Here is a 24,143-nt window from a genome sequence, read left to right on the forward strand (position 1 = left end):
TGCACCGGCGCAGGTGCAGGCCGTCCATGGGGATGCGGCCTGCACCTGCCCGGATCGCCGGGTACCGCTCAGCGATCCGGATCAGCACGGGTCGTAGGGTGCGTCATCCGTAGGCGACGTCATCAGTACGGGTCGTACGTATCGTCTTCGTAACCGCCCCGATCACCGCCGTCCTCACCGCTTCCAAGCCCCGCGCAGTCCGTCACGAGAGCGTTCGCGCTCCGGTTCTCCAGAATGTCGCGTGCCCGCGCCTCGCCCCAGCTGGTGGCGTACCAAGGAGTGTCGGACACGCGCAGCGTGCGCTGGATCTCGCCGAGGGCACAGGACCGCAGCGGTTCGGGCAGTGTGTCGAGGGCCGGTACGGCGTCGGCCGAGAGGCCCCGGAGGTAGTCGATGTCGATCGCGTGATTGTTGCGGTAGCGCTGAACGTTCTGTTCCGCGATCAGCCCGTCGGGCGAGACCAGACCGAACACGAGCACACCGACGGCCGCGCTCGCAGCCACGGCGCGCGGCAGCAGCCGGGCGCCGAACACACCCGCCGCCATGATCAGGATCAGCACCACGCCCAGCCACAGCTCCACCGCGGCCACGGATATGCGCAGCCGGGTCAGACCGTACGCATCGACGTACAGCTCCATGCGTCGCAGCGCGGAGGCCACCACCACAAGGGTGAGCAGGCACAGCGTGCCGAGGACGATCCGCACGAGAGTCCGGTCGCGCGCTTCACCACGAGGGGCCCAGCGCAGAGCGAGCGCGATCACGAGGAGGGTGAGCAGTGTTGCCCACAACAACTGCCAGAAGCCCTGGCGGGCGTATGCGGAGTAGCTGAGATCGGTCTCGGCCATCACCTTGTCGTATCCGCCGAGCAACACGGTGAGCTGGATGGCGATGAAGACGGCGAAGAGCAGATTCAGCACGATGAGCGGAAGCGCCCACTCCAGCCGGCCGCGGGCCTTGCCTGCCCGCACGGTGATGCGGTCCCAGCGGATGGGGGCAGCAGCGGTGTAGGCGGCTGTGAGCGCACCGACCAGACCGACCACGCAGAGGAAGAACCTCCAGGGGCTGTCGCCCAACGACACATCGGGGATCAAATTGCCGAGCACATCGGCGAACGCGGCATCCGCGCTCGCGAACAGTCCTCCGAAGACGATGAGCAGGACAACGGCCACCGCGGTGGACCGGAAGGCGACACCCCATCGACCGCGAGAACCTGCCATCCGGTCGCGAATGCCCAACGCGCCCCATCTCACTCCCTCGACGGCGGAGGAGAACAGGCCCACCGAACCGAGGAACACCCCGAGCCAGCTGCGGCTGCCGTGCAGGGTGAGCGAGCCCAGCGCGACGGCTGACACCACAGCGAGGAAGGTGGGCCAGCCCGCGTCCCGGAGTGCCGGGACGATGAGCAGTGACAGACCGCCCAGCGCCCAGACAGCGGACCAGGGCCGGAGCCGTCGACCCGCGGCCTCTGCGGCGAAGAAGGCCGCGAGCGCGGCGGGAACCGCGACGATCAGCAGGTTCACGCCGAGGCCGTCCCCCAGCAACAGGCCACTGAGGAGCGCGGTGGCCACGACCGACCAGAGTGTGGCGTTGCGGATGGCGACCGGCGGGGCCGGGCGCAGCCGCGCAACCGTGCCGGCCTGCTGCCGGCGGCTCTGCCAGGGGTTGGGCGGCGGATGCGGTTGCCATCCTTGCTGCGCGTACGCCGGACCCTTCGGCGGTTCCGGGACGGCGTCGCCGGAATCGGGCACGCTCGGCGCTGCGGAGCTGCCGGGCGACTCGGAGGCCACCGACGGCTCCGGCGACTTCGAAGACTCCGGCGCCGCCGACGGCTCCCGCGGGCGGGACGACTCGGGCGCCTCTGGCTTCCGGGACGACTCTGACGTGTGATCGGACATGGGACCCCCTCCCACCGAGTTCCGCTCGCTCAGCTGCTGAGCAGCGCGAGCACCTCGGCTCTCATTCGGCGCACGACCGTCACGATGATCATTGACGGCGGCGTGGCCGAAAGGGTAGCCCTCCAGTACCGCTCTCAGACGTGCGCGGCAGGGATGTGGCAGTACCGTGACAGTCGAGACGTGTCAGCTACGACCCGGCCGGGGAAGCCAGCCCGGCAGCTCTTCCGTCTGTGCCGACCAGGCGGCCGGCGGAGCCCCCGCCTTGCTTGCCGCGATGACCCCGCCGACGATTGCGCAGGTCGTGTCGACATCGCCACCGGCCTGAGCGGTCACCCAGAAGGCCTGCTCGAAGTCGCCGAGGCTCCGTGCCGCCGACCAGAGAGCGAACGGCACTGTGTCATGTGCACTTGTACGACGGCCGTTGCCGAGAACCGCCGCGACGGTCCCGGCATCGTTGTAGTCGAGCATGTCGCGCGCCCGGCGCAGCCCGGCGCCGACCGCACTGCGCGGCACGAGGGCGATGACCCCGTCGAGGAGATCGGTCGGCGTCGGCGGCCCGCCGGGTGCGGCGGCGAGCGAGGCGGCAGCCGCGACAGCCATCGCCCCCACGACGGCCTCGCGGTGCTGATGCGTGGTGTACGAGGAGATCTCGGCCTGGTGCGTGGCCTGCTCGGGGTCGTCCGCGTACCAGGCGCCGAGGGGCGCGATACGCATGGCCGAACCATTGCCCCAGGACCCCTGTCCCTGGAAGAGCGCGGACGCCAGCTCGCGCCAGTCGCCGCCCTCCCGGACCAGCCGCAGCAGCCGGTTCACAGCAGGGCCGTATCCCCGGTCGAAGTCGTGGTGGTCGGCGAACGAGTGGGCCAGCGCGTCCTGGTCGATGCGGTTGTGCCCGGCGAGCACGGCCAGGACGGAGCAGGCCATCTCCGTGTCATCGGTCCATTGCCAGGGACCGAGCGGCAATGCGCACTGCTTCAGCAGCGGATAGTTGGCGGGCACAAAGAACTGGGAGCCCAGAGCGTCCCCCACGGACAGCCCCCGCAGGCTGGCCAGGGCGCGTTCGAAGCGTTGGGCGGAAGCGGAGTCAACGGTCATCGCCTCTCCACTCTATCCGGTGATGCCGTACGGCTCAGGGGTACGCCACCGCTCGAACGGCCGGTCAAGCGTGTACCGCCCGTCCTCGCCGAGCATGAGCATTCGCGTCTCTCCGTTGCCGGGATTGGACAGTGACTCGAATTCGGCCACCGACCAGTGGAACCACCGCATGCAGAACAACCGCATCGTCAGTCCATGAGTGACCAGCAGAACGTTGGGCGGATGGTCGGGGTCCTCGAAGCTCCGGTGCAGGCTCTCCAGAAATGCCCCGACCCGGTCGTACACATCGGCGCCGGACTCCCCCTGCGCGAAGCGGTAGAAGAAGTGTCCGTACGCGTCCCGGTAGGCCTTCTGCAGTCTCACGTCGTCCCGGTCCTGCCAGTTGCCCCAGTCCTGTTCGCGCAGCCGCGGCTCCTCGCGCACCCGCACCCGCTCCAGGTCGAGCCCGAGGGACCTGAAGGTCTCGTGCGTGCGGCGGTAGGGCGAGACGTACACGCTGACCCGCTCGCCGCCGAAGAGGTCGCGCAGCCGTGCCCCCGTCTCCCTGGCCTGCCGCAATCCCGTCGCGGTGAGCCTCAATGCATGGTCGGGCTCACGTTCGTACACCGTGTCATCGGCATTGCCCTCGGACTCGCCGTGCCGGACGAGGACAATGCGTTGCGGTCGTGCCATGTGAAGACCCTAGATCGAGTCCGGCCCATTCGAGCAGTTGTCCGGAATCCGTCCGACGCATGTTGCCGGCGAAGCAGGGCCCCAGGACATCCGGCACACCCCTGCCCGCCTGGGCCCCGCGGATCACACCGTCCAGGACGGGTCGAGCTGCACGACGTCCCCCGCCAGCGCCGCCACATCGTCCTCGGTGCCTGCCCGCTGCGAGAGCCTTTCGACGCTCCCCGGCCGGTACTTGCCGCGCTCGGCACTCGACTGCCACATCGACAGCACCAAGAACTCGTACCCCGGCGCTTCGCCGAACACCCCGCGCAGCATGCCGGGTGAGCCGGCCATCGCCGGATTCCACACCCTCTCCTGCATCAGGGCGAAGTGTTCGACCCGGTCCTCGTGCACCCGACTGTGCGCCACTCTGACCACATCCGCATCGGTGAAGCGCGGCTCGAAGCCGGTCTTCACATCGAAGCGGTAGTCGAACAGTTTGACCTGGATGTCGCTGTACGTTCCGGACTGCGCGGCAGCCAGCCGGTCGTGCGCACGCGCCATGAACGAGTCGTAGAAGACCCGGTTCTCCCAGAACGCGAACACATGGGCAACCTCCGGTCGCCCCCGGCTCCAGCCACCCCCCTGTCCCCTGAACCCCGGCTCACCGAGCAACCCCGCCCACTTTCGCTGCCCCCGCTCGAAACCACGACGGTCCATCACGGTGCAGCGAATCCACTTGACCAGCACCGCGCCATCGTACGGCGCCGAACGTGGCGCGGGTCACGCTCTGACGGAGTACGTCCGAACCAGGCGCTGCGAATCGCAGATTGATCTCCATGACGCCCCCGCCCGCCAACCCCCTGTTCGCCCGCCTCGACTCCGCGGAACGCATCCTCGTCGCCGGGGCGGGCGGCGGCTTCGACATCTACGCGGGACTTCCGGTCGCACTCTCCCTGCTGCATCAGGGCAAGGACGTCCGGCTCGCCAATCTCTCGTTCAGCGCTCTCGAAGGGCTTCCCGTCGATGCCTGGCTCGCGCCCGATGTCGCGGTCATTACCCCCGAAACCTCCTTACACCAGCCGTACTTCCCGGAACGCACGCTCGCCCAGTGGCTCGAACTGCACCACTACCCGTGCACCGTGCACGCCTTCGCCCGGGTGGGAGTGCAGCCGCTGCGGGCCGCCTACCGAGCGCTGATCGAGCGGTACGACATCGACGCGGTCGTCCTCGTCGACGGCGGTACGGACATCCTGATGCGTGGCGACGAATCCGGGCTCGGCACCCCGGAGGAGGATCTCACCAGCGTCGCGGCGCTCGCCGGAATCGACCTACCGGAGCGCCTCGTTGTCTCCATCGGCTTCGGAATCGACGCGTATCACGGGGTGAGCCACGGACTCGTCCTGGAGAACATCGCAGCCCTGGAGCGCGATGGCGCCTGCCTGGGCGCCTTCTCCGTCTCCCGTACGACCCGCGAGGGCGCTCTCTTCGTCGACGCGGTCGCCCATGCCCAGAAGCACACCCCCGACCACCCGAGCATCGTCAACGGATCAATCGCCGCGGCAGTCCAGGGAGCCTTCGGGGACGTCCAGTTCACCTCGCGCACCCGGGGCAGCGAGCTGTTCATCAATCCGTTGATGACGCTCTGCTTCGCCTTCGAACTGGAGGGGCTGGCCCGCAACTGTCTGTATCTCGACCGCATCGAGCACACCCACCTGATGCGCCAGGTCAGCAGCGCGATCGAGCTCTTCCGCGAGGAGATCAGGCAGCGTCCGCCGCGCCGTATCCCGCACTGAACTGTGCGGGAATCGATATTGGCCCGATTCCGCCGCCCGATACCAAGCCGGTTGGTTCCACGGACAGTTACGGACATGATCGAGTGGTACGACCGGTCCGACGGCCCAGCGGCAAGGAGGGAAGTCCGATGAGTACGCCCAACAAGGACCTCGCAAAGGTCGAAGTCAGGCTCAAATGGGACCCAAGTCCTCCGGGTGCTCCCGCCCACGACCTCGACATCATCGCCGCGACCTACCCGGCGGACGAGCCGTACGGCAGCCCCTCGTACCTCGTGCACTTCGACAGCCGTTCGCCGGACGGCACCATCATGCTGAACCGCGACAGCAGGACCGGCCAGGGGTTCGGCTTCGACGAGGTGATGACTCTGGAACTGAACCGGCTGTCGGCCGCGTACGCCCGGGTCGTCGTCGGGGTCGCCATTCAGCAGCGGGACGGCCGAAGGACCTTCGACGACATAGCGAGCACCGGCGTGCAGATTCGTGAGGGCTACACAAATCTGGCGGAGGACGACTTCTCCTCGGTCGGCGGCGCCACCGCGGCGACGGTCGCCGAGTTCGTCCGGGGCGGCTCTGGCGGCTGGGAGTTCCACGAGACGATCCGGGGCTTCGACGGCGACCCCGGTTCATTCGCAGCGACGATGGGGAGCCGCACGCCCGGAACGTGACGCCTCGGCACGCAACAGGGGCGGGGATCCCACTCGAAGGACCGCCGACCCGGTGCACGGTGCCTGCCCTGGATCAAGAAATGCCGAGGGCGGTGGAGCCTGAATATCAGCTCCACCGCCCTGACCAGCTAGTTCATGCCCAGCAGGTGCCCGAAAATCAGCTGCAACCGCTGGTCGAGCCGCAGCCCTCGCAGATGTAGCAGGATCCGGCGCGCTGCATCTTCGTGCCACAGGAGAAGCAGAGCGGCGCATCCGCGCTGATACCCAACTGCATCTCGACGAGCTCCGCCGAGGTGTGCGCCGTCCTCGGGGCGGGCATCTCCGCCTCCTTCGGAGGGGCGACCGCCTTCAGCGGCTCGGTCCGGATCGGAGCGGACTGGGCCAGGCCCTCGACGTCCAGCTCGTCGTCCTCGAGCGACGGCTCGTACGAACCGGTGTCGAGGTGACGCTGACGCTCCTCGGCCGAGTGGATGCCGAGCGCCGAGCGGGTCTCGAAGGGCAGGAAGTCCAGCGCCAGGCGGCGGAAGATGTAGTCGACGATCGACTGCGCCATCCGCACGTCCGGGTCGTCCGTCATACCGGCCGGCTCGAAGCGCATGTTGGTGAACTTCGAGACGTACGTCTCCAGCGGGACGCCGTACTGCAGACCGACCGAGACGGCGATGGAGAAGGCGTCCATCATGCCCGCGAGGGTGGAGCCCTGCTTGGACATCTTCAGGAAGACCTCACCGAGACCGTCGTCCGGGTAGGAGTTGGCGGTCATGTAGCCCTCGGCGCCACCCACCGTGAACGAGGTGGTGATGCCGGGACGGCCCTTGGGAAGACGCTTGCGGACCGGGCGGTACTCGACGACCTTCTCGACCGCGGCACGGATGGTGCCTTCGGCCTTGGCGGTGACCTCGACCTTCTCCTTCTCCTTGGTCTTGGCGGAGAGGGGCTGGCCGACCTTGCAGTTGTCGCGGTAGATGGCGAGCGCCTTGACGCCCATCTTCCACGCCTCGAAGTAGACCTCTTCGACGTCCTCGACGGTGGCCGTCTCCGGCAGGTTCACCGTCTTGGAGAGTGCACCGGAGATCCACGGCTGGATGGCCGCCATCATGCGGACGTGGCCCATCGCGGAGATGGAGCGCTCGCCCATCGCGCAGTCGAAGACCTCGTAGTGCTCGGCCTTCAGACCGGGGGCGTCGATCACATTGCCGTGCTCGGCGATGTGGGCGACGATCGCCTCGATCTGCTCCTCCTGGTAACCCAGGCGGCGCAGGGCCTGCGGGACGGTGCCGTTGACGATCTGCATCGAGCCGCCGCCGACCAGCTTCTTGAACTTGACCAGGGCGAGGTCGGGCTCGAGGCCGGTGGTGTCGCAGGACATCGCGAGACCGATGGTGCCGGTGGGCGCGATGACCGAGGCCTGCGCGTTGCGGAAACCGTTCTTCGCGCCGAGACGGATGACGTCCTGCCAGGCCTCCGTGGCGGCGGCCCAGATCGGGTTGTCCAGGTCGTCCATGTGGACGGCCGCGGCGTTGGCGTCGGCGTGCTGCTTCATGACGCGCTGGTGCGGCTCGGCGTTGCGGGCATAGCCGTCGTACGGGCCGACGACCGCGGCGAGCTCGGCGGAGCGCTTGTACGAGGTGCCCGTCATCAGCGACGTGATGGCACCGGCGAGGGCGCGGCCGCCCTCGCTGTCGTACGCGTGGCCGGTCGCCATCAGCAGGGCGCCGAGGTTGGCGTAACCGATGCCGAGCTGACGGAAGGCGCGGGTGTTCTCGCCGATCTTCTCGGTCGGGAAGTCGGCGAAGCAGATGGAGATGTCCATCGCGGTGATGACCAGCTCGACGACCTTGGCGAAGCGCTCGGACTCGAAGGACTGGTTGCCCTTGCCGTCGTCCTTGAGGAACTTCATCAGGTTCAGCGAGGCCAGGTTGCACGACGTGTTGTCCAGGTGCATGTACTCGCTGCACGGGTTCGAGCCGTTGATCCGGCCGGACTCGGGGCAGGTGTGCCACTGGTTGATCGTGTCGTCGTACTGGATGCCGGGGTCGGCACAGGCCCAGGCGGCCTCGGCCATCTTGCGGAAGAGGGACTTGGCCTCGACCTCTTCGATGACGTCACCGGTCATCCGGGCGCGCAGCCCGAACTTGCCGCCGGACTCCACGGCCTTCATGAACTCGTCGTTCACACGGACCGAGTTGTTGGCGTTCTGGTACTGGACGGACGTGATGTCGTCGCCGCCCAGGTCCATGTCGAAGCCCGCGTCGCGCAGGGCGCGGATCTTCTCCTCCTCCTTGACCTTGGTCTCGATGAAGTTCTCGATGTCGGGGTGGTCGACATCGAGAATGACCATCTTGGCCGCGCGACGGGTGGCGCCACCGGACTTGATCGTTCCGGCGGACGCGTCCGCGCCGCGCATGAAGGAGACAGGGCCGGAGGCGTTGCCACCGGAGGACAGCAGCTCCTTGGAGGAGCGGATACGGGAGAGGTTCAGGCCGGCGCCGGAACCGCCCTTGAAGATCATGCCCTCTTCCTTGTACCAGTCGAGGATCGACTCCATGGAGTCGTCGACGGCCAGGATGAAGCAGGCGGAGACCTGCTGCGGCTGGGGCGTGCCGACGTTGAACCAGACCGGCGAGTTGAAGCTGAAGATCTGGTGCAGGAGGGCATACGCCAGCTCGTGCTCGAAGATCTCGGCGTCGGCCGGGGAGGCGAAGTAGTTGTAGTCCTCGCCCGCCTTCCGGTACGTCTTCACGATCCGGTCGATCAGCTGTCGCAGACCGGTCTCGCGCTGCGGCGTGCCGACAGCTCCGCGGAAGTACTTGCTGGTGACGATGTTGACCGCGTTCACCGACCAGAAGTCGGGGAACTCGACGCCACGCTGCTCGAAGTTGATCGAGCCGTCGCGCCAGTTGGTCATGACGACGTCACGGCGCTCCCACGCCACCTCGTCGTACGGATGCACGCCGGGGGTGGTGTGGATGCGCTCGATACGCAGGCCCTGCTTGGTCGCAGTCGACTTGGATCCCTTGGCTCGGGAACCTCGTGCCGGGCCGCTCGCCGTCTCTGTCATGCCGCCTCCCATATGTGGGCAAAAACGCCCTGAAGTGCCCAGAACTTCCCGGGGCACAATGTGTGTCTGATGCTTCGGACGCCGCGCACAGCACCCGGAGCAAATCTCTGTAGCCGCCCTGCCGCTGATCGATACGCTTGTGTCGATCAGCCGGTGTCGCTCAGTCGGCGGCGGCGGGAACGGGGACCGCCAGGGTCTCGCCGGTCCCGCATCCCTCCACGGGAGGCCGCCGCTCGCGAAGTTCCACGATGGCGGCCTCGAAGTCTTCGAGTGTGTCGAACGCCCGGTACACGGACGCGAAGCGCAGGTATGCGACGAGGTCGAGTTCCTGCAGGGGGCCGAGTATGGCCAGACCCACGTCGTGGGTGGTCAGCTCGGCACTTCCGGTGGCGCGCACCGCCTCCTCGACCCGCTGGCCGAGTTTGGCGAGAGCGTCCTCGGTGACGGGTCGCCCCTGGCATGCCTTGCGGACGCCGGAAATGACCTTGGTGCGACTGAAGGGTTCGGTGACTCCGCTGCGCTTCACCACCATCAGCGAGCAGGTCTCCACCGTCGTGAAACGGCGGGAGCACTCGGGGCACTGACGGCGACGGCGGATCGACGTGCCGTCATCGGTGGTGCGACTGTCGACGACCCGGCTGTCGGGGTGTCTGCAGAAGGGGCAGTGCATGGCTCCCAACCCTCCTTCACAGCACGACTGAATAGCCTCTTCAGGCCCCGTCAGGGACCCTCGAAGCAGCCATAAGCATAGGCGATGGTCACGGACTCAATCGACCAGGGACCACAACTTCTGGGTAGCTGGAACAATCCAACCACTAGATCTTGGGTTTGGTCGCACATTCGGCCCTAGCGCGTGTCGCGCGTTCCGGGCGGCCCACAGGGGGCGTACGACCGACCATGAGGTTACGGGACACGCCCGACCGCCCGGATCGCGGGGCGCCCGACGACGGACCGGAACAGCGGCCGGGAGACCACCCCGCATGGCGGCGCCGCAGCCGCGAACGCTAGCGTAATGATCCGAATTGCCGGTCGCGCATGGCACGCGTCGAACCCACCCGGCGCCGGGCGGGAATCCGACCCGCGGGTCGCTCATACACCCGGCAATGAGCACGGCACAGACTTTTATTCGTTTTTCACTCGAACGTGTGTTTGGCGCAACCTTTCGAAAGCTACTACCGTTGTGCAGCTAGGGAGACCATTCGAGAGGGGCCGACGTGACCACCACCGCAGACAGTGCCACCATCACTGCCCAGGACCGCTCCCAGAGCCGACTCGAGCCGGTGCATGCCATGAATGACTCAGTCAGGAACACGGAGGGGCCGGAGCCGGCGCGCCCAGCGCGCTCGCTCCCCGGCCGACCTCCAGGAATCCGAGCGGACAGCTCGGGGCTCACGGACCGGCAGCGGCGAGTGATCGAGGTCATCCGCGACTCGGTGCAGCGACGGGGATACCCACCCTCGATGCGGGAGATCGGTCAGGCGGTGGGGCTGTCCAGCACATCCTCCGTCGCCCATCAACTGATGGCTCTGGAACGCAAGGGCTTCCTCCGCCGCGACCCTCATCGCCCCCGGGCGTACGAGGTCCGCGGTTCGGACCAGCCCAGCACGCAGCCGACCGACACGACCGGCAAGCCCGCCGCTTCGTACGTACCGCTGGTCGGCCGGATCGCAGCCGGCGGACCGATCCTCGCCGAGGAATCGGTCGAGGACGTGTTTCCGCTCCCCCGCCAGCTGGTCGGGGACGGCGAGCTGTTCGTTTTGAAGGTCGTCGGTGACTCGATGATCGAGGCGGCGATCTGTGACGGCGACTGGGTCACCGTGCGCCGTCAGCCCGTCGCGGAGAACGGCGACATCGTGGCCGCCATGCTCGACGGCGAGGCGACGGTCAAGCGCTTCAAGCGGGAGGACGGTCATGTATGGCTGCTCCCGCACAACTCCGCGTACCAGCCGATCCCTGGCGACGAGGCGACCATCCTCGGCAAGGTCGTGGCGGTGCTGCGGCGGGTGTGAAGCTCGCCGGTTCCGACCGGACCCCGGGATCCACTGCGCCGATCCCGGGGTCCTGCCTGTGCGTCTGGGCCGTCGAAACGCCTTCCGGAGCAGTGGTGGTCACCAAGGACGAGCAGGGACCCCCGGCGCGTTCGGGATCACTGCTCGTTCGCCTTGGCGGCGGCGTCGATCGCCGCGAGTGAGCGACGCGCCTGGTTGCCGTCCGTCGTGTACCAGAAGTCGGGCAGCGAGGCCCGGAGGTAGCTCCCATACCGGGCATTGGCCAGCCTCGGGTCGAGCACCGCGACCACTCCCTTGTCGCCCATGGCCCGCACGAGACGGCCGGCGCCCTGGGCCATCAGCAGCGCGGCGTGAGTCGCCGCGACAGCCATGAACCCGTTGCCGCCCGCCTGCTCGACCGCCTGCTGCCGCGCGCTCATCAACGGGTCGTCGGGGCGGGGGAACGGGATCCGGTCCATGATCACCAGCTGGCAGCTCGCCCCGGGGACATCGACGCCCTGCCAGAGCGAGAGTGTGCCGAAGAGGCAGGTCTCAGGGTCGGCGGCGAAGTTCTTGATCAGCTCGCCGAGTGTCTCCTCGCCCTGCAGCAGGATCGGCTTGTCGAGCCGGCCACGCAGCTCCTCGGCGGCCGCCTGCGCCGCCCGCATGGAGGAGAAGAGCCCGAGGGTGCGCCCGCCGGCGGCCTCCACCAGTTCGGACAGTTCGTCCAGCATGTCGGTACGGGAACTCTCCCGACCGGGCGTGGCCAGGTGCCTGGCGACGTACAGGATGCCCTGCCTCGGGTAGTCGAAGGGCGATCCGACGTCGAGACCCTTCCACTGCGGGATGTCGTCGCCCGCAGTGCCCTCGGGCGCCAGTCCCAGGGAGGCTCCCACCCCGTTGAAGTCCCCGCCCAGCTTGAGCGTGGCCGAGGTGAGCACGACCGAGCGGTCGGCGAAGAGCTTCTCGCGCAGCAGGCCGGAAACAGAGAGCGGGGCAACGCGGACGGATGCGCCGAAGCGGTCGTGGCGCTCGTACCAGACGACGTCGTACTCGGACCCCTGAGTGATCCGCTCGGCAACACCGTGGATCGTCTCCACCGATGCCAGGGCCTGCTTGCGGACGGCGTCCTCGTCCTGGACGGACTTGTCCCGGGTCGAACCCAGCGCCGAGATCACCGTACGAGCGGCGTCCCGGAGCGCCAACAGCGCGTAGCCGAGGTCCTCGGGGACCTCTTCCAGGCGGCCGGGGAGCGCCAGCTCCATCACCCGCTCGAACCCCTCCGACGCGGTCTGCAGGGCGTCGGCAGCCTTCTCGTTGACCAGCTTCGCCGCGCGGCGCACCGCCCGGTTCACCTGGCCGGGGGTGAGCTCTCCGGTGGCCACTCCGGTGACCCTGGAGACCAGCTCATGGGCCTCGTCGACGATCAGCACCTCGTGCTGCGGGAGCACCGGAGCGCCCTCGATCGCGTCGATGGCGAGCAGGGCGTGATTCGTGACGACGACATCGGCGAGCTTTGCGCGCTCGCGGGCCATCTCCGCAAAGCACTCCGCACCGTACGCGCACTTGCTGGCGCCCAGGCATTCCCTGGAGGAGACGGAGACCTGCGCCCAGGCCCGGTCGGAGACACCCGGGGTGAGGTCGTCGCGGTCGCCGCTCTCGGTCTCGTCCGACCAGTCCCGCAGCCGCAGCAGATCCTGGCCGAGCTTGCTCGACGGAGCCGCAGCTTCGAACTGGTCGAAGAGCCCTTCTTCCTCTTCCTGCGGCACGCCTTCGTGGAGCCGGTGCAGACAGAGATAGTTCGAGCGCCCCTTGAGCATCGCGAACTGGGGTCGGCGGCGCAGCAGGGGATGCAGTGCGTCGACCGTGCGCGGAAGGTCACGCTCCACGAGCTGGCGCTGCAGCGCCAGGGTCGCCGTGGCGACCACGACCCGCTCGCCGTGTGCCAGGGCCGGCACCAGGTAGCCGAGGGACTTGCCCGTGCCTGTGCCGGCCTGGACGAGCAGATGGGAATTGTCGTCGACGGCCTCGGCGACTGCCTCGGCCATGGCGGCCTGGCCAGGCCGCTCCGTACCGCCGACGGCGGTCACGGCGGCGTGCAGGAGCTCGGAGAGGGATGGCTTCGTCATAGCGTGACCAGCCTACGGGGCACCACTGACAACGGGGATCACTCCCGGACTCATGCGGAGGGGTGAAGCGGGTTCGGAACGGTGCCGTGGACGGCGGCGTGCGGGCGCTCGGAGCGGTCACGGTAACCGTCCCGATACAGACGGTTGCGGTTCAGGCACAGGCGCTCGATGCGTGGCGTCAGCATGTCGAACATCTCGAACCTCTCCTTCAGCTCGGGAAAGCGGGCGTGATGCCGCAGGATCTCGGCCCGCACAAGTGACCAGAATTCGGCCTCCGGGACCCCTAGCTGTTCCTCGCAGAGACGGGACAGGAAGCGGAAGACACCGATGAAGAGCCCCGAGTGGATGAACTGGGTGAGGAAGCCGGGCTCCTCGGTGAGCAGGACGGCGCGCACGTCCTCCGGCATCGTGGCGTGCTCGGGCAGCGGCCGGGCGCTGATGTTCACATCGTCGACGAAGTCCTTGATCGCCAGCCGCACGGGCACGTCCTGGTCGTCGAAGACGACGATGGCGTTCTCGCCGTGCGGGGAGAAGACCGTTCCGTACTGGTAGAGGAAGTGCAGCAGGGGCGGGAGCAGCGCTGCGAAGAGCCGGGTCAGCCATGCGGTGGGGGTCAGGCCCGAGCGGGTCACGAGCTCGGCGGTGAAGGCGCGGCCCTGCGGATCCATGTGGAGCAGCGACGCGAGGGTACGGGCGCGCTCGCCGGGCATGAGCCGGGGATGGAGCGGCTCGCGCCAGATCGCGCCGAGGATCTCCTTGAACTGGTACGGCGCCTCGGGGAGATGGTCGTAGAGCGGATGCTCGACGGTCACCGAGGCCACCTCGCCGAGCAGAATGACACGGCAGGTGTCGCGCAGAAACGGGTCACGGTCGCGCAGGCTCTGGACCCAGGCGGTGACGGCGGGGGCCGCGAGCGTGCGCTCGGTCGGGAGGCCTCGCCAGACCAGCGTGTTGAGGATCGACAGAGGCAGTTTGACGGTGTGCCGGTCGGGGCGCCCCAGATTGGTGAACGTACGGATGGACTGCTGCGGCAGCCGGAGATCGTCGTCGGCGTGCAACGGGACGATGTCACCGGCGGCGATGGCCGGTGCGAACAGCGGAACGATCCACTCGTCCCACTGCCAGGGGTGCACGGGAAGAAAGAGGTAGGTGCCGGGGTCGAGATCGCGGGCGCGGAGCTCGGCGACGAAGGATGTGCGTACCGAGGCGTCCAGTTCCTGCGCGTAGAGCTGCTCGGGGGTGGCGAGGCCGGTCACGCCCCGGTAGCCGCCGATCCGGGTGCTGACAGCGATCCACGGCAGCTTGACCGGTCTGCGGGCTTCCGGGGTGAAGCGGGAGGCGTCGACGGCGGAGAACCCGAGGCGTCCCTTGTTGGCGACGAGCCAGGGGTGGCCGGTCTGGTGTCCTTCGAGCTCCGCGTAGTCGAGCTCGGCGAGTCGGGCGGCGGTGAAGGTGGTGTGATCCAGCCGGGCATCGGCGGCGAGCGTGGTGGTGATCTCTCGGATGAGGTGGCCGAGGGTGGGTCCGTCGAGGTGGAGCAGGCGCCGGGCGCGTGCGAGGAACTGCAGCGGATCACGGAAGGGCACGGTCCGGGTGCCGCCGTCCGTGCCGGTCCCGGCAGGAGCGTTCCGATCGCTTGCGCGCATCGAGTCGGCGGCGACGTGCCAGCTGCCGTAGACGCCTCGTCCGGCTCGGAAGCTCAGCGTTGCGCCGTCGTCCAGCGCGAGGGTGTATGTGTCGCCCCCACCGGGCTGAAGGGCCGGCTCGATGACTTCCTCGTACGCGAACTCGCCGAGCATTTTCGCGAGCAGCCGGGTGGCGACTCGGTCCCAGACCGTCCGGTTCAGCTCTGGAGTGCTGAGCAGCTCGGGCGACTCCGCTGACTCATGGTTCGCAGGATATTGCGGCACGGGGACTCCTCGGGACGGAACCGATGGGGTTCGAGCGGTGTAAGTAATGCAGCAGGTCGGTCACAGCTGGGCTCGGTGGGCTCGGTCGCGGATCATCAGAGCAGCTTGCTTGTCGGGGAGTTCGACTTCCGCGGAGAACCGGAAGCCGGCACTCAGAAAAGCCGAGACAGAGGGGGTGTTGCGCAGGTCGGGTTCCGCCACGACGCGCGCGCACTGCGGACGGTTGTCGAGTACGAGGTCGGAGACGGCCCGGAGCAGGGTGGTGCCGATGCCGCGCCCGCGGTTGGTCACGCCACCGATGAGGAGGTGGACTCCGGTGTCATTCGGTCGGGCAGGGTAGTGACGCGCCAGCGGATCGAGGTCCGCGCGGTAGATCTCCCAGTAGCTCATGGGGATGCCGGACAGCACGCCCAGACAGGGGACGCTGCGTCCGTCACCGTCGAGTTGGGGGCGCAGATGGGCGGCAGTGACGTCCTCTTCCCCGGCCAGTTCCCAGAACGCGGCGACTGCGGGATCGTTCATCCAGCGGCTGATCACCGCGAGATCGCGTTCCAGCCGTACGGGGACCAGTTGAAACACTCCGGCCGGCGTGGTGACCGGTCTCCACTCGGCCGGGTTGCCGAGCAGATCGGAAGACTCCAGCCTGCTCGTGACACCACGCGTGACCGTGCCTGTGCTCACGTTCTCCCCCTCGGTCGACGTGGATCCGGCCCGGGCCAGGGACTCCTCCAGGGACAGGGGTCCGTCGAGCGGCGAAGCGGGGGTCGGCGTTTCCCTTGCCGGTTTGTCTTCCCCGAACAGGGCGAGGAATTCGTCGGGGAGCTGCAGGTCCAGGGTGTCCTCGGCGCCCTTACCGGCTTGGGAGGCAGGGCCTGTTCCGGCGCCGGTGTGCGCATCGGCGGGAGGCACGGTGATGCCTCTCCTCTCAGCAGTTCAGGCGGGGGTCGTGTTCCTTCAGGCGAAGAGGGGGTTGGCGATGGTGACGTAGACGGACTGGGTGTCGACCGGACCGACGAGTTCGTCGAGGCCGTGCAGCCGGGTCAGCAGGTTGGCCTTGCACCGTAGGTTCGGGTTCTCCAGCAGTTGCGCGGGAAGCGGGGTGCCGAGGCCGGTGACTCCGCCGAGGAAGCGGCGGAGCGCGGCGATCAGCACCTGCTCATCGGCGAGGCGCTGGGAACCGAAGGCTCCGATGAGACCGAAGAGGTTGTTGATGCCGAGGTAGTAGGCGAAGCGTTCATCGGTGACCGAGTCGGAGACGAAGGTGTCGCTGGCGGCTCCGATGCCCGGGAGCCTGTGCTCGAGGGCCGCGCGATGGGACTCGCGGAAGTAGTAGCCCTGGTTGTCCCGGTAGCGGCCGCCGACCGGCCAGCCGTCGGCGTCGAGCAGCACCAGCGTGTTCTGCTGGTGGGCTTCGAGGGCGACGCCTGCTGTGGCGTCGAGCCAGAGCACGGGGCGTACGACGCGGTCGAGGTAGCGCAGGAACCACTCGGCGGCAACGGCTCCCTTGCTTCTGCCGGTGGCCGCGGCGAGGCGGACGACGACATCGGCGAGGCGCGAGTGCACGCCTGGCCGGTCGGGCCAGGGGCGCGGCGCCGTGAGGCCGGCGATGCACACCGCATCGTCGAGCGGGTGGAACGGGTTGTGGCGCAGCATGACATCGAGCCCGGGGACGGGCTCGCCGTCCGGCGTGTCGACGGCGAGCCATGCGGGGTCGCGGACGATGTCGAAGCCGGGGTGGACGGCGTGCCACTGCGTGGCGAGTCCGCTGCGGAGCAGCCGGTGGACCTCCACCCCTCGGTGGAGTTCCTTGCGGAGGTTCTCACGACGGGAGTTGGTGATGCGTACGCCGAGGGAGAGCTTGAGCATGACGTCGGCACCGGGCTGGTGGACGGTCCGAACGGAGGATGTGGGGTACCAGCGCTTGCCGTGCGGTCCCAGGTCGTGGAGCAGCTTCGCATCGAGCAGCGCTGCCACTTCGGGCCGGTGGCTCAGTTCGCGGGCCTGCCAGGGGTGGAGCGGAATCGGTGCGGTGTTCTGGGGTAGATGCAGTCCCTCCGCGTGCTGGGCGACCAGGTCCTCGGCCGCTACGGGGCGGCCCCCCTCCGTCCAGGAGGACTCGGTGGCCAGCACCGAGCGGTCCACAGCCATCCAGTGCAGCGGGAAGGAGCCGTGCAACTCGGGTGAGTAGAGGCGGGATTCGGCCTCGGAGAGGCCTTCGCGGCTCTTGGGGCTGGGGTGCAGGGGGTGTCCGAGCAGAAGTGACTGCTCGGCGGTGAGGAAGAGGTCGGCGTCGGCGGGAGCCGTGGGTGTACGGCGCCGCTCGGCGATGAATCCGGCCGTGCGGCGTACCGAGTCGGCGACTCTGGCCACCATGTCGGCGCCCTCGTTCTGGTCCGCCTCGCGGCCCAGGAGGGCCGCGACCGTGACGGCATCGGTGGTCGGCGCGCCGTCGGGTGCGTCCTCCAGGGCGGGCTGGCCGAAGCGGTGCCATCCCGTGGCGGACCAGTAGAGAACAGGGACGAGCAGAGCGGTCCCGCTGGCGGGCAGCGGGATGCGCAGGGTGTCCCGGTCCGGTCGGGGCAGGTCGTTCTCCCGGACCCAGCAGCGCAGCAGATTCTCGACGCCTGCTGTGTCTGCGGCCATGAGCGGGTCCGGGTGGTCGAGCAGATCGGCCGTTCCTGCGCCGGTCGGTGGTACCGGTGCCTGTGGGGTGCGCCAACCGCCGTGAGGCACGGCCTTCTGGCGGGGCACGATCGTCTGCTCGACTGCGAGTCGGCCGACGAGCCCGGCCTGTCCTCGCTGCTGGCCGGCGGGAAGGCCGTCGGCCTCGGGCGCGGGGGTGGGGTTCACGGCGGTCTTCCTTGTGAGGGTGTCCGGGGTCAGCGAGCCGACCCGGTCATGGTTCGGCGGTTCGACGAACGCTCGGCGGCTGCCAGGGCATCGGCGAGGCGGTCGAGGACCGCGGTTGCCTGTTCGTCGGTGAGCGTCAGGGGCGGGAGCAGGCGTACGACGGCGGAGTGGCGTCCGCCGAGTTCGACGATGAGACCGCGGCGCAGGCATTCCTGCTGCACTGCGGAGGCGAGGACCGGGTCGGGCGGTGCCTCGGGGCCGCCGGTACCCCCGGTGGGCATCTCTGCCTCGGGGTCGACGAGCTCCACTCCGATCATCAGGCCCCGTCCGCGGACGTCTCCGATGCACGGGTGGTCGATGGCCAGTGCCTGGAGGCGGGCGAGCATGCGGGCGCCCAGCGTCGCGGCGCGCTCGGCGAGCCCGTTCTCGCGAACGTAGGTGAGGGTGGCCGTACCGGCGGCCATCGCGAGTTGGTTGCCGCGGAAGGTGCCGGCGTGGGCGCCTGGCTGCCAGGTGTCGAGTTCGGAGCGGTAGACGATCACCGCGAGCGGGAGGGAGCCGCCGATGGCCTTGGACAGCACCATCACGTCGGGGATGATCCCGCTGTGCTGGACTGCCCAGAAGGCGCCGGTCCGGCCGACGCCCGTCTGCACCTCGTCGGCGATCAGGGGGATGGACCGGGCTGCGGTGATCTCGCGCATCCGGCGCATCCAGCCGTCGGGGGCGGGGTTCACGCCGCCCTCGCCCTGTACCGGTTCGAGGATCATTCCGGCCGGCGCCGGCGCACCGCCCTTGGGATCGTCCAGGAGACTCTCGGTCCACCGCGCGGCGACCTCGGCCCCCCGTTCTCCGCCGATGCCGAAGGGGCAGCGGTAGTCCTGCGGAAAAGGAAGCCGGGTGACCCGGACGTCCTCGGCGCCGCCCGAGGCCGCGAGGGCTCCCGCCGTCATCCCGTGGTAGGCACCGGTGAAGGCCAGAAGCCCGCTGCGCCCGGTCGCGGCACGGACCAGTTTGAAGGCCGCTTCGACCGCGTCCGTACCGGCCGGCCCGCAGAACTGGATCCGGGCGTTGTCGGCGAACTCCGGTGGGAGTGTGGCGAACAGTTCCGTGGTGAAAGCGTCCTTGACCGGGGTTGCCAGGTCGAGGACGTGCAGGGGCGCACCCGAGTCGATGACGTTCTTGATCGCTTCCAGAACGACCGGATGGTTGTGCCCGAGGGCCAGCGTGCCCGCTCCGGAGAGACAGTCGAGATAGCGTCGTCCGTCCGCGCCTTCGATGGTCAGCCCGCGGGCCCGTACCGGCACGATCGGCAGTGACCGCGCATAGGTACGGGCGGCCGACTCACGCAGCGACTGTCGGCGCAGGATCCCCTCGTGCACCGAGGGCGTTGCCAACGGTGCAGGTTCGGTCACGGCCACGGCTGTTGGTCCTCCCGCTGTAACAGTTGCGTTGCACGTCAGTACGTTTCCGCAAGGACGGACTGCTGAGCTGAACGCTGTCCACAAGCCCCGCGTACGTACCAACGACGCCGGACGCAGGGGATCACGGGTAAATCGGAAGATCCTGGCGGAGACGGAACCGTGGCCCTGCCGCGTTCCGTCCCCACCGGCACCGGCATAGTGGGGGACCGTGCCGAGGCTTCGGGCAACTTCTCGCAGTCCCCAACGCGTTGGCAGCGATGCGTTCGGAGCAGTGTCGGAGCAGTGTCCGAGTCAGCGTCTCGGTGCAGTCCGAGTGCAGTACAGAAGTGTTGAGTTACGAAGTCCCAGGGGGATCACCACATGCGACTCATTCGACCAGTTCTCACGGCACGTCAGGGGTGGATAGCACGTCGCGCGCCCTCCTCCTTGCTCGCCGTGGCCGCGGCCACGGCCGTTCTCGCACTCACCGCCACCGCCTGCGGGCCGAGCGAGGAGAAGGCGAGTACCGAGCCAAGCAGTTCCGCCGACCAGTCCTCCGACGACAAGATCGCCATTCCGGACGATCTGAAGGACCGGCTCAAGGAGCACGGGATCGACCTCGACCAGTGGAGGGACGGCGAGTGGAAGAACTGGGACAAGGACAAGTGGCTGCGTGAGGCCAAGGACTTCGTCAACCCGATCATCGAGGACCTCTGGGACCCGGAGCGCATGCGGGATGCCGACAAGGCGCCCGAGCGGCCGGTCGACAACGACATCTCGCGCGACGCCGGTGTGACGGATCCGACGCCGGCACCGGTGCAGGCCACGAATGCGCAGACTCCGTACCACGACAGCGCCGCGGAGTCCGGGAAGCTCTTCTTCGACGGCCCCGAGGGCTCCATGGTCTGCTCCGCGACCGTGGTGAAGGACCCTGCGCACCCCGGAAAGTCCAACATGGTGTGGACGGCCGGGCACTGTGTACACGCGGGCAAGAAGGGCGGCTGGTACCGCAACATCGCCTTCGTGCCGTCCTACAACAACAGCGGCCTGTCGATCGCCGAGCTGCAGAACGCGCCCAAGGAGCAGATCGCCCCCTACGGCGTGTGGTGGGGCCAGTGGGCGCAGACGTCCGAGCAGTGGATCGCCGACGGCGGCCCGACCGGCGGCCAGGGCGCTCCGTACGACTTCGCGGTGCTGCATGTCGCCCCGGAGAAGGGGGCGACCGGAAAGTCTCTGGAGGAGACGGTCGGTGCGGCGCTGCCCGTCGACTTCAACGCTCCGGCCGTGCCCAGGATCGACAGCATGACGGCAACCGGCTTCCCGGCCGCGCCGCCGTACGACGGTCAGAAGCTGCTGCAGTGCAAGGACAAGCCGGGCCGGCTCTCTCTCACGAAGGAGGACCCGACGATGTACCGCGTCGGGTGCACCATGACCGGCGGCTCCTCCGGTGGCGGCTGGGTCGCAGCGGGCCAGGACGGCAAGCCCGCCCTCGTATCGAACACGTCCATCGGCCCGGTGACGGCCGGTTGGCTTGCCGGGCCGCGCCTCGGCAAGGAAGCGAAGGGCGTCTACGACGCGGTCAGCAGGAAGTACGCCGGGCAGTGACCTGTACGAACTGGCGCCCGCTGACTTGTGGGTGACGGTCACCCAGGGGCCCTCGGCGCGACAACAGTCCGCCGGAGGCCCCTGTGGACCGGGCGGTCGTCCGGCCCGCAGGGGACCCTGGCATCCGGTACCCCGGTGGCAAAAGCCGTACCCCGGAAGGTCATAGGGTGTCCCTGCACATTCGGTGGTCGCGGATCCGACCACCCCTTTACATGACAAGTTCATGGCAATTCTCAGAGATTTCAGGGGGAATCTTTTCCATGCGATCCATACGTCCGCTGCTCGCCGCGACCGGCCTCGTCGCCGCGCTCGCGCTGTCGGCCACAGCCTGTGGTCCAAGCGAGGACGAGGCCGCCGACAAGCCGGCCGCCGCCGAATCCGCCAGTGGCAGCGGCGGCATCCCCGGCGATCTGGCCAAGACGCTGAAGAAGCACGGCGTCGACCCGGAGAAGTGGAAGAACGGCGAGTGGAAGAACTGGGACAAGGACAAGTGGCTGCGTGAGGCCAAGGACTTCGTCAACCCGGTGATCGACGGGCTGTGGAAGCCCGAGCGGATGAAGTCCGCCAAGGACCCGGCGAAAACGATGGCGGCCGGCGACCTCTCCGGTGACCAGGGCGTCACCGACCCGGAGCCCGCGCCGGTCAAGGCGCGGCCCGAGGACCTTCCGTACCACGACCACGCGGCCCCGGTCGGCAAGGTGTTCTTCGACTCCCCCGAGGGCTCCATGGTCTGCTCGGGCACTGTCGTCAAGGACCCGAAGAACCCGGGCAGGTCCAACCTGGTGTGGACGGCCGGACACTGTGTCCACGCCGGCGCCAAGGGCGGCTGGTACCGCAACATCGTCTTCGTGCCCGCGTACAACGACAAGGGCAAGTCCGCCGCCGCACTGGAGAACGCCCGGCCGGAGGAGATCGCCCCGTACGGCGCGTTCTGGGCCGACTGGGCCACGTCCTCCGGTGAGTGGATCACCCGTGGCGGTCCCACCGGCGGTGAGGGTGCTCCGTACGACTACGCGGTGCTGCACGTGAAGCCGGAGAACGGCACGAAGTCCCTGGAGGAGACCGTGGGCAACGCCCTGCCGGTCAACTTCGACGCCCCCGAGATCTCGCAGATCAGCGCCATGGGCGCCTGGGGCTACCCGGCCGCTGCCCCGTTCGACGGTCTGATCATGCACAAGTGCGTCGACCGTCCCGGCCGGCTCTCCATCAGCCCCAGCACCCCGACGATGTACCGCATCGGCTGCACCATGACAGGCGGTTCCTCCGGCGGCGGCTGGTTCAGCGAGGGCGCCGACGGAAAGCCGGCCCTGGTGTCCAACACCTCCATCGGCCCGGTGACTTCGGGCTGGCTCGCAGGACCCCACCTGGGTCGGGGCGCGCAGGAGATCTTCACGATGATGAGCGACAAGTTCGCCGGTCAGTAGCAAGAGCCCCGTTCATGCCCGAAGGCCCGCTCCCTCATCGCGAGGGAGCGGGCCTTCGGTCCGTACGGTGTCGTGCTGTCAGTGCGCCGCAAGCGCGAACGACGCGAGGTCCGCGGCCAGTTGCTCATGCACCCGCGCCTTGAGCAGCGTGCCCTCCGAGGTGTGCTCCTCGGAGATCACTTCGCCGTCGGCGTGCACCCGGGAGACAAGTCCACCGTGGGTGTACGGCACGAGCGCCTCGATCTCGACCGACGGCCGCGGCAGTTCGGTGTCGATGAGCGCGAGCAGCTCCGCCATGCCGGCACCGGTGCGCGCCGAGACGGCGATGGCACGCTTCTCGATCCGCAGCAGGCGCTGCAGGACCAGCGGGTCGGCCGCATCAGCCTTGTTGATCACTACGATCTCGGGAACGTCCAGCGCACCCACATCGCGGATCACTTCGCGCACCGCGGCGAGCTGCTCCTCCGGCACCGGGTGGGAGCCGTCCACCACATGCAGGATCAGGTCGGATTCGCCGACCTCCTCCATGGTGGAGCGGAACGCCTCGACGAGGTGGTGCGGCAGATGCCGTACGAACCCGACCGTGTCGGCCAGGGTGTAGGTCCGGCCGGTCGGCGTCTCGGCCCGGCGGACGGTCGGATCCAGCGTGGCGAACAGTGCATTCTCCACAAGGACGCCCGCACCGGTCAGCCGGTTGAGCAGCGAGGACTTGCCCGCGTTGGTGTAGCCGGCGATCGCGACCGAGGGCACCTTGTTGCGCTTGCGCTCCTGCCGCTTGATCTCGCGGCCGGTCTTCATCTCCGCGATCTCCCGGCGCATCTTCGCCATCTTCTCGCGGATCCGACGCCGGTCCGTCTCGATCTTGGTCTCACCGGGACCACGGGTCGCCATGCCGCCACCGCCGCTGGACCCGCCACCGCCCATCTGCCGGGAGAGCGACTGACCCCAACCGCGCAATCGCGGCAGCATGTACTGCATCTGTGCGAGCGAGACCTGCGCCTTGCCCTCTCGGGACTTGGCGTGCTGGGCGAAGATGTCGAGGATCAGGGCGGTCCGGTCGACCACCTTGACCTTGACGACGTCCTCGAGATGGATCAGCTGGCCGGGGCTGAGCTCACCGTCGCAGACGACGGTGTCGGCCCCTGATTCGAGGACGATGTCACGCAGCTCCAGCGCCTTGCCGGAGCCGATGTACGTAGCCGGGTCGGGCTTGTCACGGCGCTGGAAGACGGCGTCGAGCACCTGGGCGCCCGCCGTCTCCGCGAGCGCGGCAAGCTCCGCGAGCGAATTCTCCGCGTCCTGCACGGTCCCCGTGGTCCAGACGCCGACCAGCACCACGCGCTCCAGGCGCAGCTGTCGGTACTCGACCTCGGTGACGTCCTCGAGCTCGGTGGAGAGGCCCGCCACACGCCGCAGCGCGGCACGCTCGGAACGGTCGAGCTGCTCGCCGTCCCGCTCTCCGTCGATCTCGTGGCTCCAGGCGACGTCCTCTTCCATCAGGGCGTCGGCCCGAAGGCTCTCGGTGAGGCTCTCGGTGACGTTCTCCGTGGCGCTCTGCGCATTCTGCGCGTCCTGGGGAAGGGAAGAAGAGGAGGTCATTGGATCCTTACGTCGATAGAAGTCCGTTACGTCAGTCACAACGTGTGACCTTCCTGGATGATTCCCTCCGGGGAG

17 protein-coding genes are annotated in these 24,143 nt (G+C 68.5%); 5 read left to right on the forward strand and 12 right to left on the reverse strand.

All coding sequences use genetic code 11. From position 1 onward, the window contains the following. Positions 1–122: 122 nt before the first annotated feature. From OHA03_RS04580 to OHA03_RS04595, 4 genes are all read right to left on the reverse strand, one after another. Positions 123–1,895, reverse strand: a complete 1,773-nt coding sequence (locus OHA03_RS04580) for a DUF4153 domain-containing protein (RefSeq protein ID WP_267000979.1) — start codon at positions 1,893–1,895, stop codon at positions 123–125. Positions 1,896–2,078: 183 nt separating this feature from the next. Then, positions 2,079–2,990: an ADP-ribosylglycohydrolase family protein gene (locus OHA03_RS04585; RefSeq protein ID WP_267000980.1), complete on the reverse strand. Its 912-nt coding sequence runs from the start codon at positions 2,988–2,990 to the stop codon at positions 2,079–2,081. 12 nt (positions 2,991–3,002) lie between these two features. Next, positions 3,003–3,662 carry a histidine phosphatase family protein gene (locus OHA03_RS04590; RefSeq protein WP_267000982.1) on the reverse strand — a complete coding sequence of 220 codons (660 nt, stop codon included), beginning with the start codon at positions 3,660–3,662 and terminating at the stop codon, positions 3,003–3,005. Between the two features lie 123 nt (positions 3,663–3,785). After that, positions 3,786–4,391 carry a YdbC family protein gene (locus OHA03_RS04595; protein WP_267000984.1) on the reverse strand — a complete coding sequence of 202 codons (606 nt, stop codon included), beginning with the start codon at positions 4,389–4,391 and terminating at the stop codon, positions 3,786–3,788. A gap of 89 nt (positions 4,392–4,480) precedes the next feature. Between OHA03_RS04595 and OHA03_RS04600 the strand changes: the two genes are divergently transcribed. Both OHA03_RS04600 and OHA03_RS04605 read left to right on the forward strand, forming a co-directional pair. Continuing rightward, positions 4,481–5,437 carry a DUF1152 domain-containing protein gene (locus OHA03_RS04600; RefSeq protein ID WP_267000986.1) on the forward strand — a complete coding sequence of 319 codons (957 nt, stop codon included), beginning with the start codon at positions 4,481–4,483 and terminating at the stop codon, positions 5,435–5,437. A gap of 128 nt (positions 5,438–5,565) precedes the next feature. Beyond that, on the forward strand, positions 5,566–6,102 hold the full coding sequence (locus tag OHA03_RS04605; RefSeq protein ID WP_267000988.1) for a TerD family protein: 537 nt from the start codon (positions 5,566–5,568) through the stop codon (positions 6,100–6,102). Between the two features lie 157 nt (positions 6,103–6,259). Here the strand turns inward: OHA03_RS04605 and OHA03_RS04610 are convergent, their stop codons facing one another. Continuing rightward, complete coding sequence (locus tag OHA03_RS04610) at positions 6,260–9,163, reverse strand: vitamin B12-dependent ribonucleotide reductase (RefSeq protein WP_267000990.1); 2,904 nt, start codon at positions 9,161–9,163, stop codon at positions 6,260–6,262. 160 nt (positions 9,164–9,323) lie between these two features. Next, positions 9,324–9,833, reverse strand: coding sequence for a transcriptional regulator NrdR (gene nrdR / locus OHA03_RS04615; RefSeq protein WP_267000992.1), 510 nt, complete (start codon positions 9,831–9,833; stop codon positions 9,324–9,326). Positions 9,834–10,377: 544 nt separating this feature from the next. On the opposite strand from nrdR, the gene lexA reads away from it, so the two are divergent. After that, positions 10,378–11,172 carry a transcriptional repressor LexA gene (gene lexA / locus OHA03_RS04620; RefSeq protein ID WP_030927140.1) on the forward strand — a complete coding sequence of 265 codons (795 nt, stop codon included), beginning with the start codon at positions 10,378–10,380 and terminating at the stop codon, positions 11,170–11,172. 137 nt (positions 11,173–11,309) lie between these two features. Here the strand turns inward: lexA and OHA03_RS04625 are convergent, their stop codons facing one another. Genes OHA03_RS04625 through OHA03_RS04645 form a run of 5 tightly spaced genes read right to left on the reverse strand, consistent with a single transcriptional unit; the run spans position 11,310 to position 19,458 of the window. Further along, a complete protein-coding gene (locus OHA03_RS04625; RefSeq protein ID WP_267000995.1) occupies positions 11,310–13,280 on the reverse strand; it encodes an ATP-dependent DNA helicase in 1,971 nt (656 codons plus the stop codon). A 50-nt stretch (positions 13,281–13,330) separates the two neighbouring features. After that, positions 13,331–15,190, reverse strand: coding sequence for an IucA/IucC family siderophore biosynthesis protein (locus OHA03_RS04630; RefSeq protein WP_267000997.1), 1,860 nt, complete (start codon positions 15,188–15,190; stop codon positions 13,331–13,333). A gap of 60 nt (positions 15,191–15,250) precedes the next feature. Then, on the reverse strand, positions 15,251–16,099 hold the full coding sequence (locus OHA03_RS04635) for a GNAT family N-acetyltransferase (RefSeq protein WP_267000999.1): 849 nt from the start codon (positions 16,097–16,099) through the stop codon (positions 15,251–15,253). Between the two features lie 45 nt (positions 16,100–16,144). Beyond that, complete coding sequence (locus OHA03_RS04640; protein ID WP_267001001.1) at positions 16,145–18,040, reverse strand: IucA/IucC family siderophore biosynthesis protein; 1,896 nt, start codon at positions 18,038–18,040, stop codon at positions 16,145–16,147. 29 nt (positions 18,041–18,069) lie between these two features. Beyond that, on the reverse strand, positions 18,070–19,458 hold the full coding sequence (locus OHA03_RS04645) for a diaminobutyrate--2-oxoglutarate transaminase family protein (protein ID WP_267001003.1): 1,389 nt from the start codon (positions 19,456–19,458) through the stop codon (positions 18,070–18,072). A gap of 363 nt (positions 19,459–19,821) precedes the next feature. Here OHA03_RS04645 and OHA03_RS04650 point away from each other — a divergent pair, with 363 nt between their 5' ends. Continuing rightward, positions 19,822–21,045, forward strand: a complete 1,224-nt coding sequence (locus OHA03_RS04650; protein ID WP_267001005.1) for a serine protease — start codon at positions 19,822–19,824, stop codon at positions 21,043–21,045. A 260-nt stretch (positions 21,046–21,305) separates the two neighbouring features. Continuing rightward, positions 21,306–22,469 carry a serine protease gene (locus OHA03_RS04655; RefSeq protein ID WP_267001007.1) on the forward strand — a complete coding sequence of 388 codons (1,164 nt, stop codon included), beginning with the start codon at positions 21,306–21,308 and terminating at the stop codon, positions 22,467–22,469. Between the two features lie 78 nt (positions 22,470–22,547). On the opposite strand, the gene hflX is transcribed toward OHA03_RS04655, so the two are convergent. After that, positions 22,548–24,068, reverse strand: a complete 1,521-nt coding sequence (hflX, locus tag OHA03_RS04660) for a GTPase HflX (RefSeq protein ID WP_267001009.1) — start codon at positions 24,066–24,068, stop codon at positions 22,548–22,550. Positions 24,069–24,143 lie beyond the last annotated feature (75 nt).

It is taken from the genome of Streptomyces sp. NBC_00154, from assembly GCF_026342835.1.
In the GTDB taxonomy this organism is placed as follows: Bacteria; Actinomycetota; Actinomycetes; order Streptomycetales; family Streptomycetaceae; genus Streptomyces.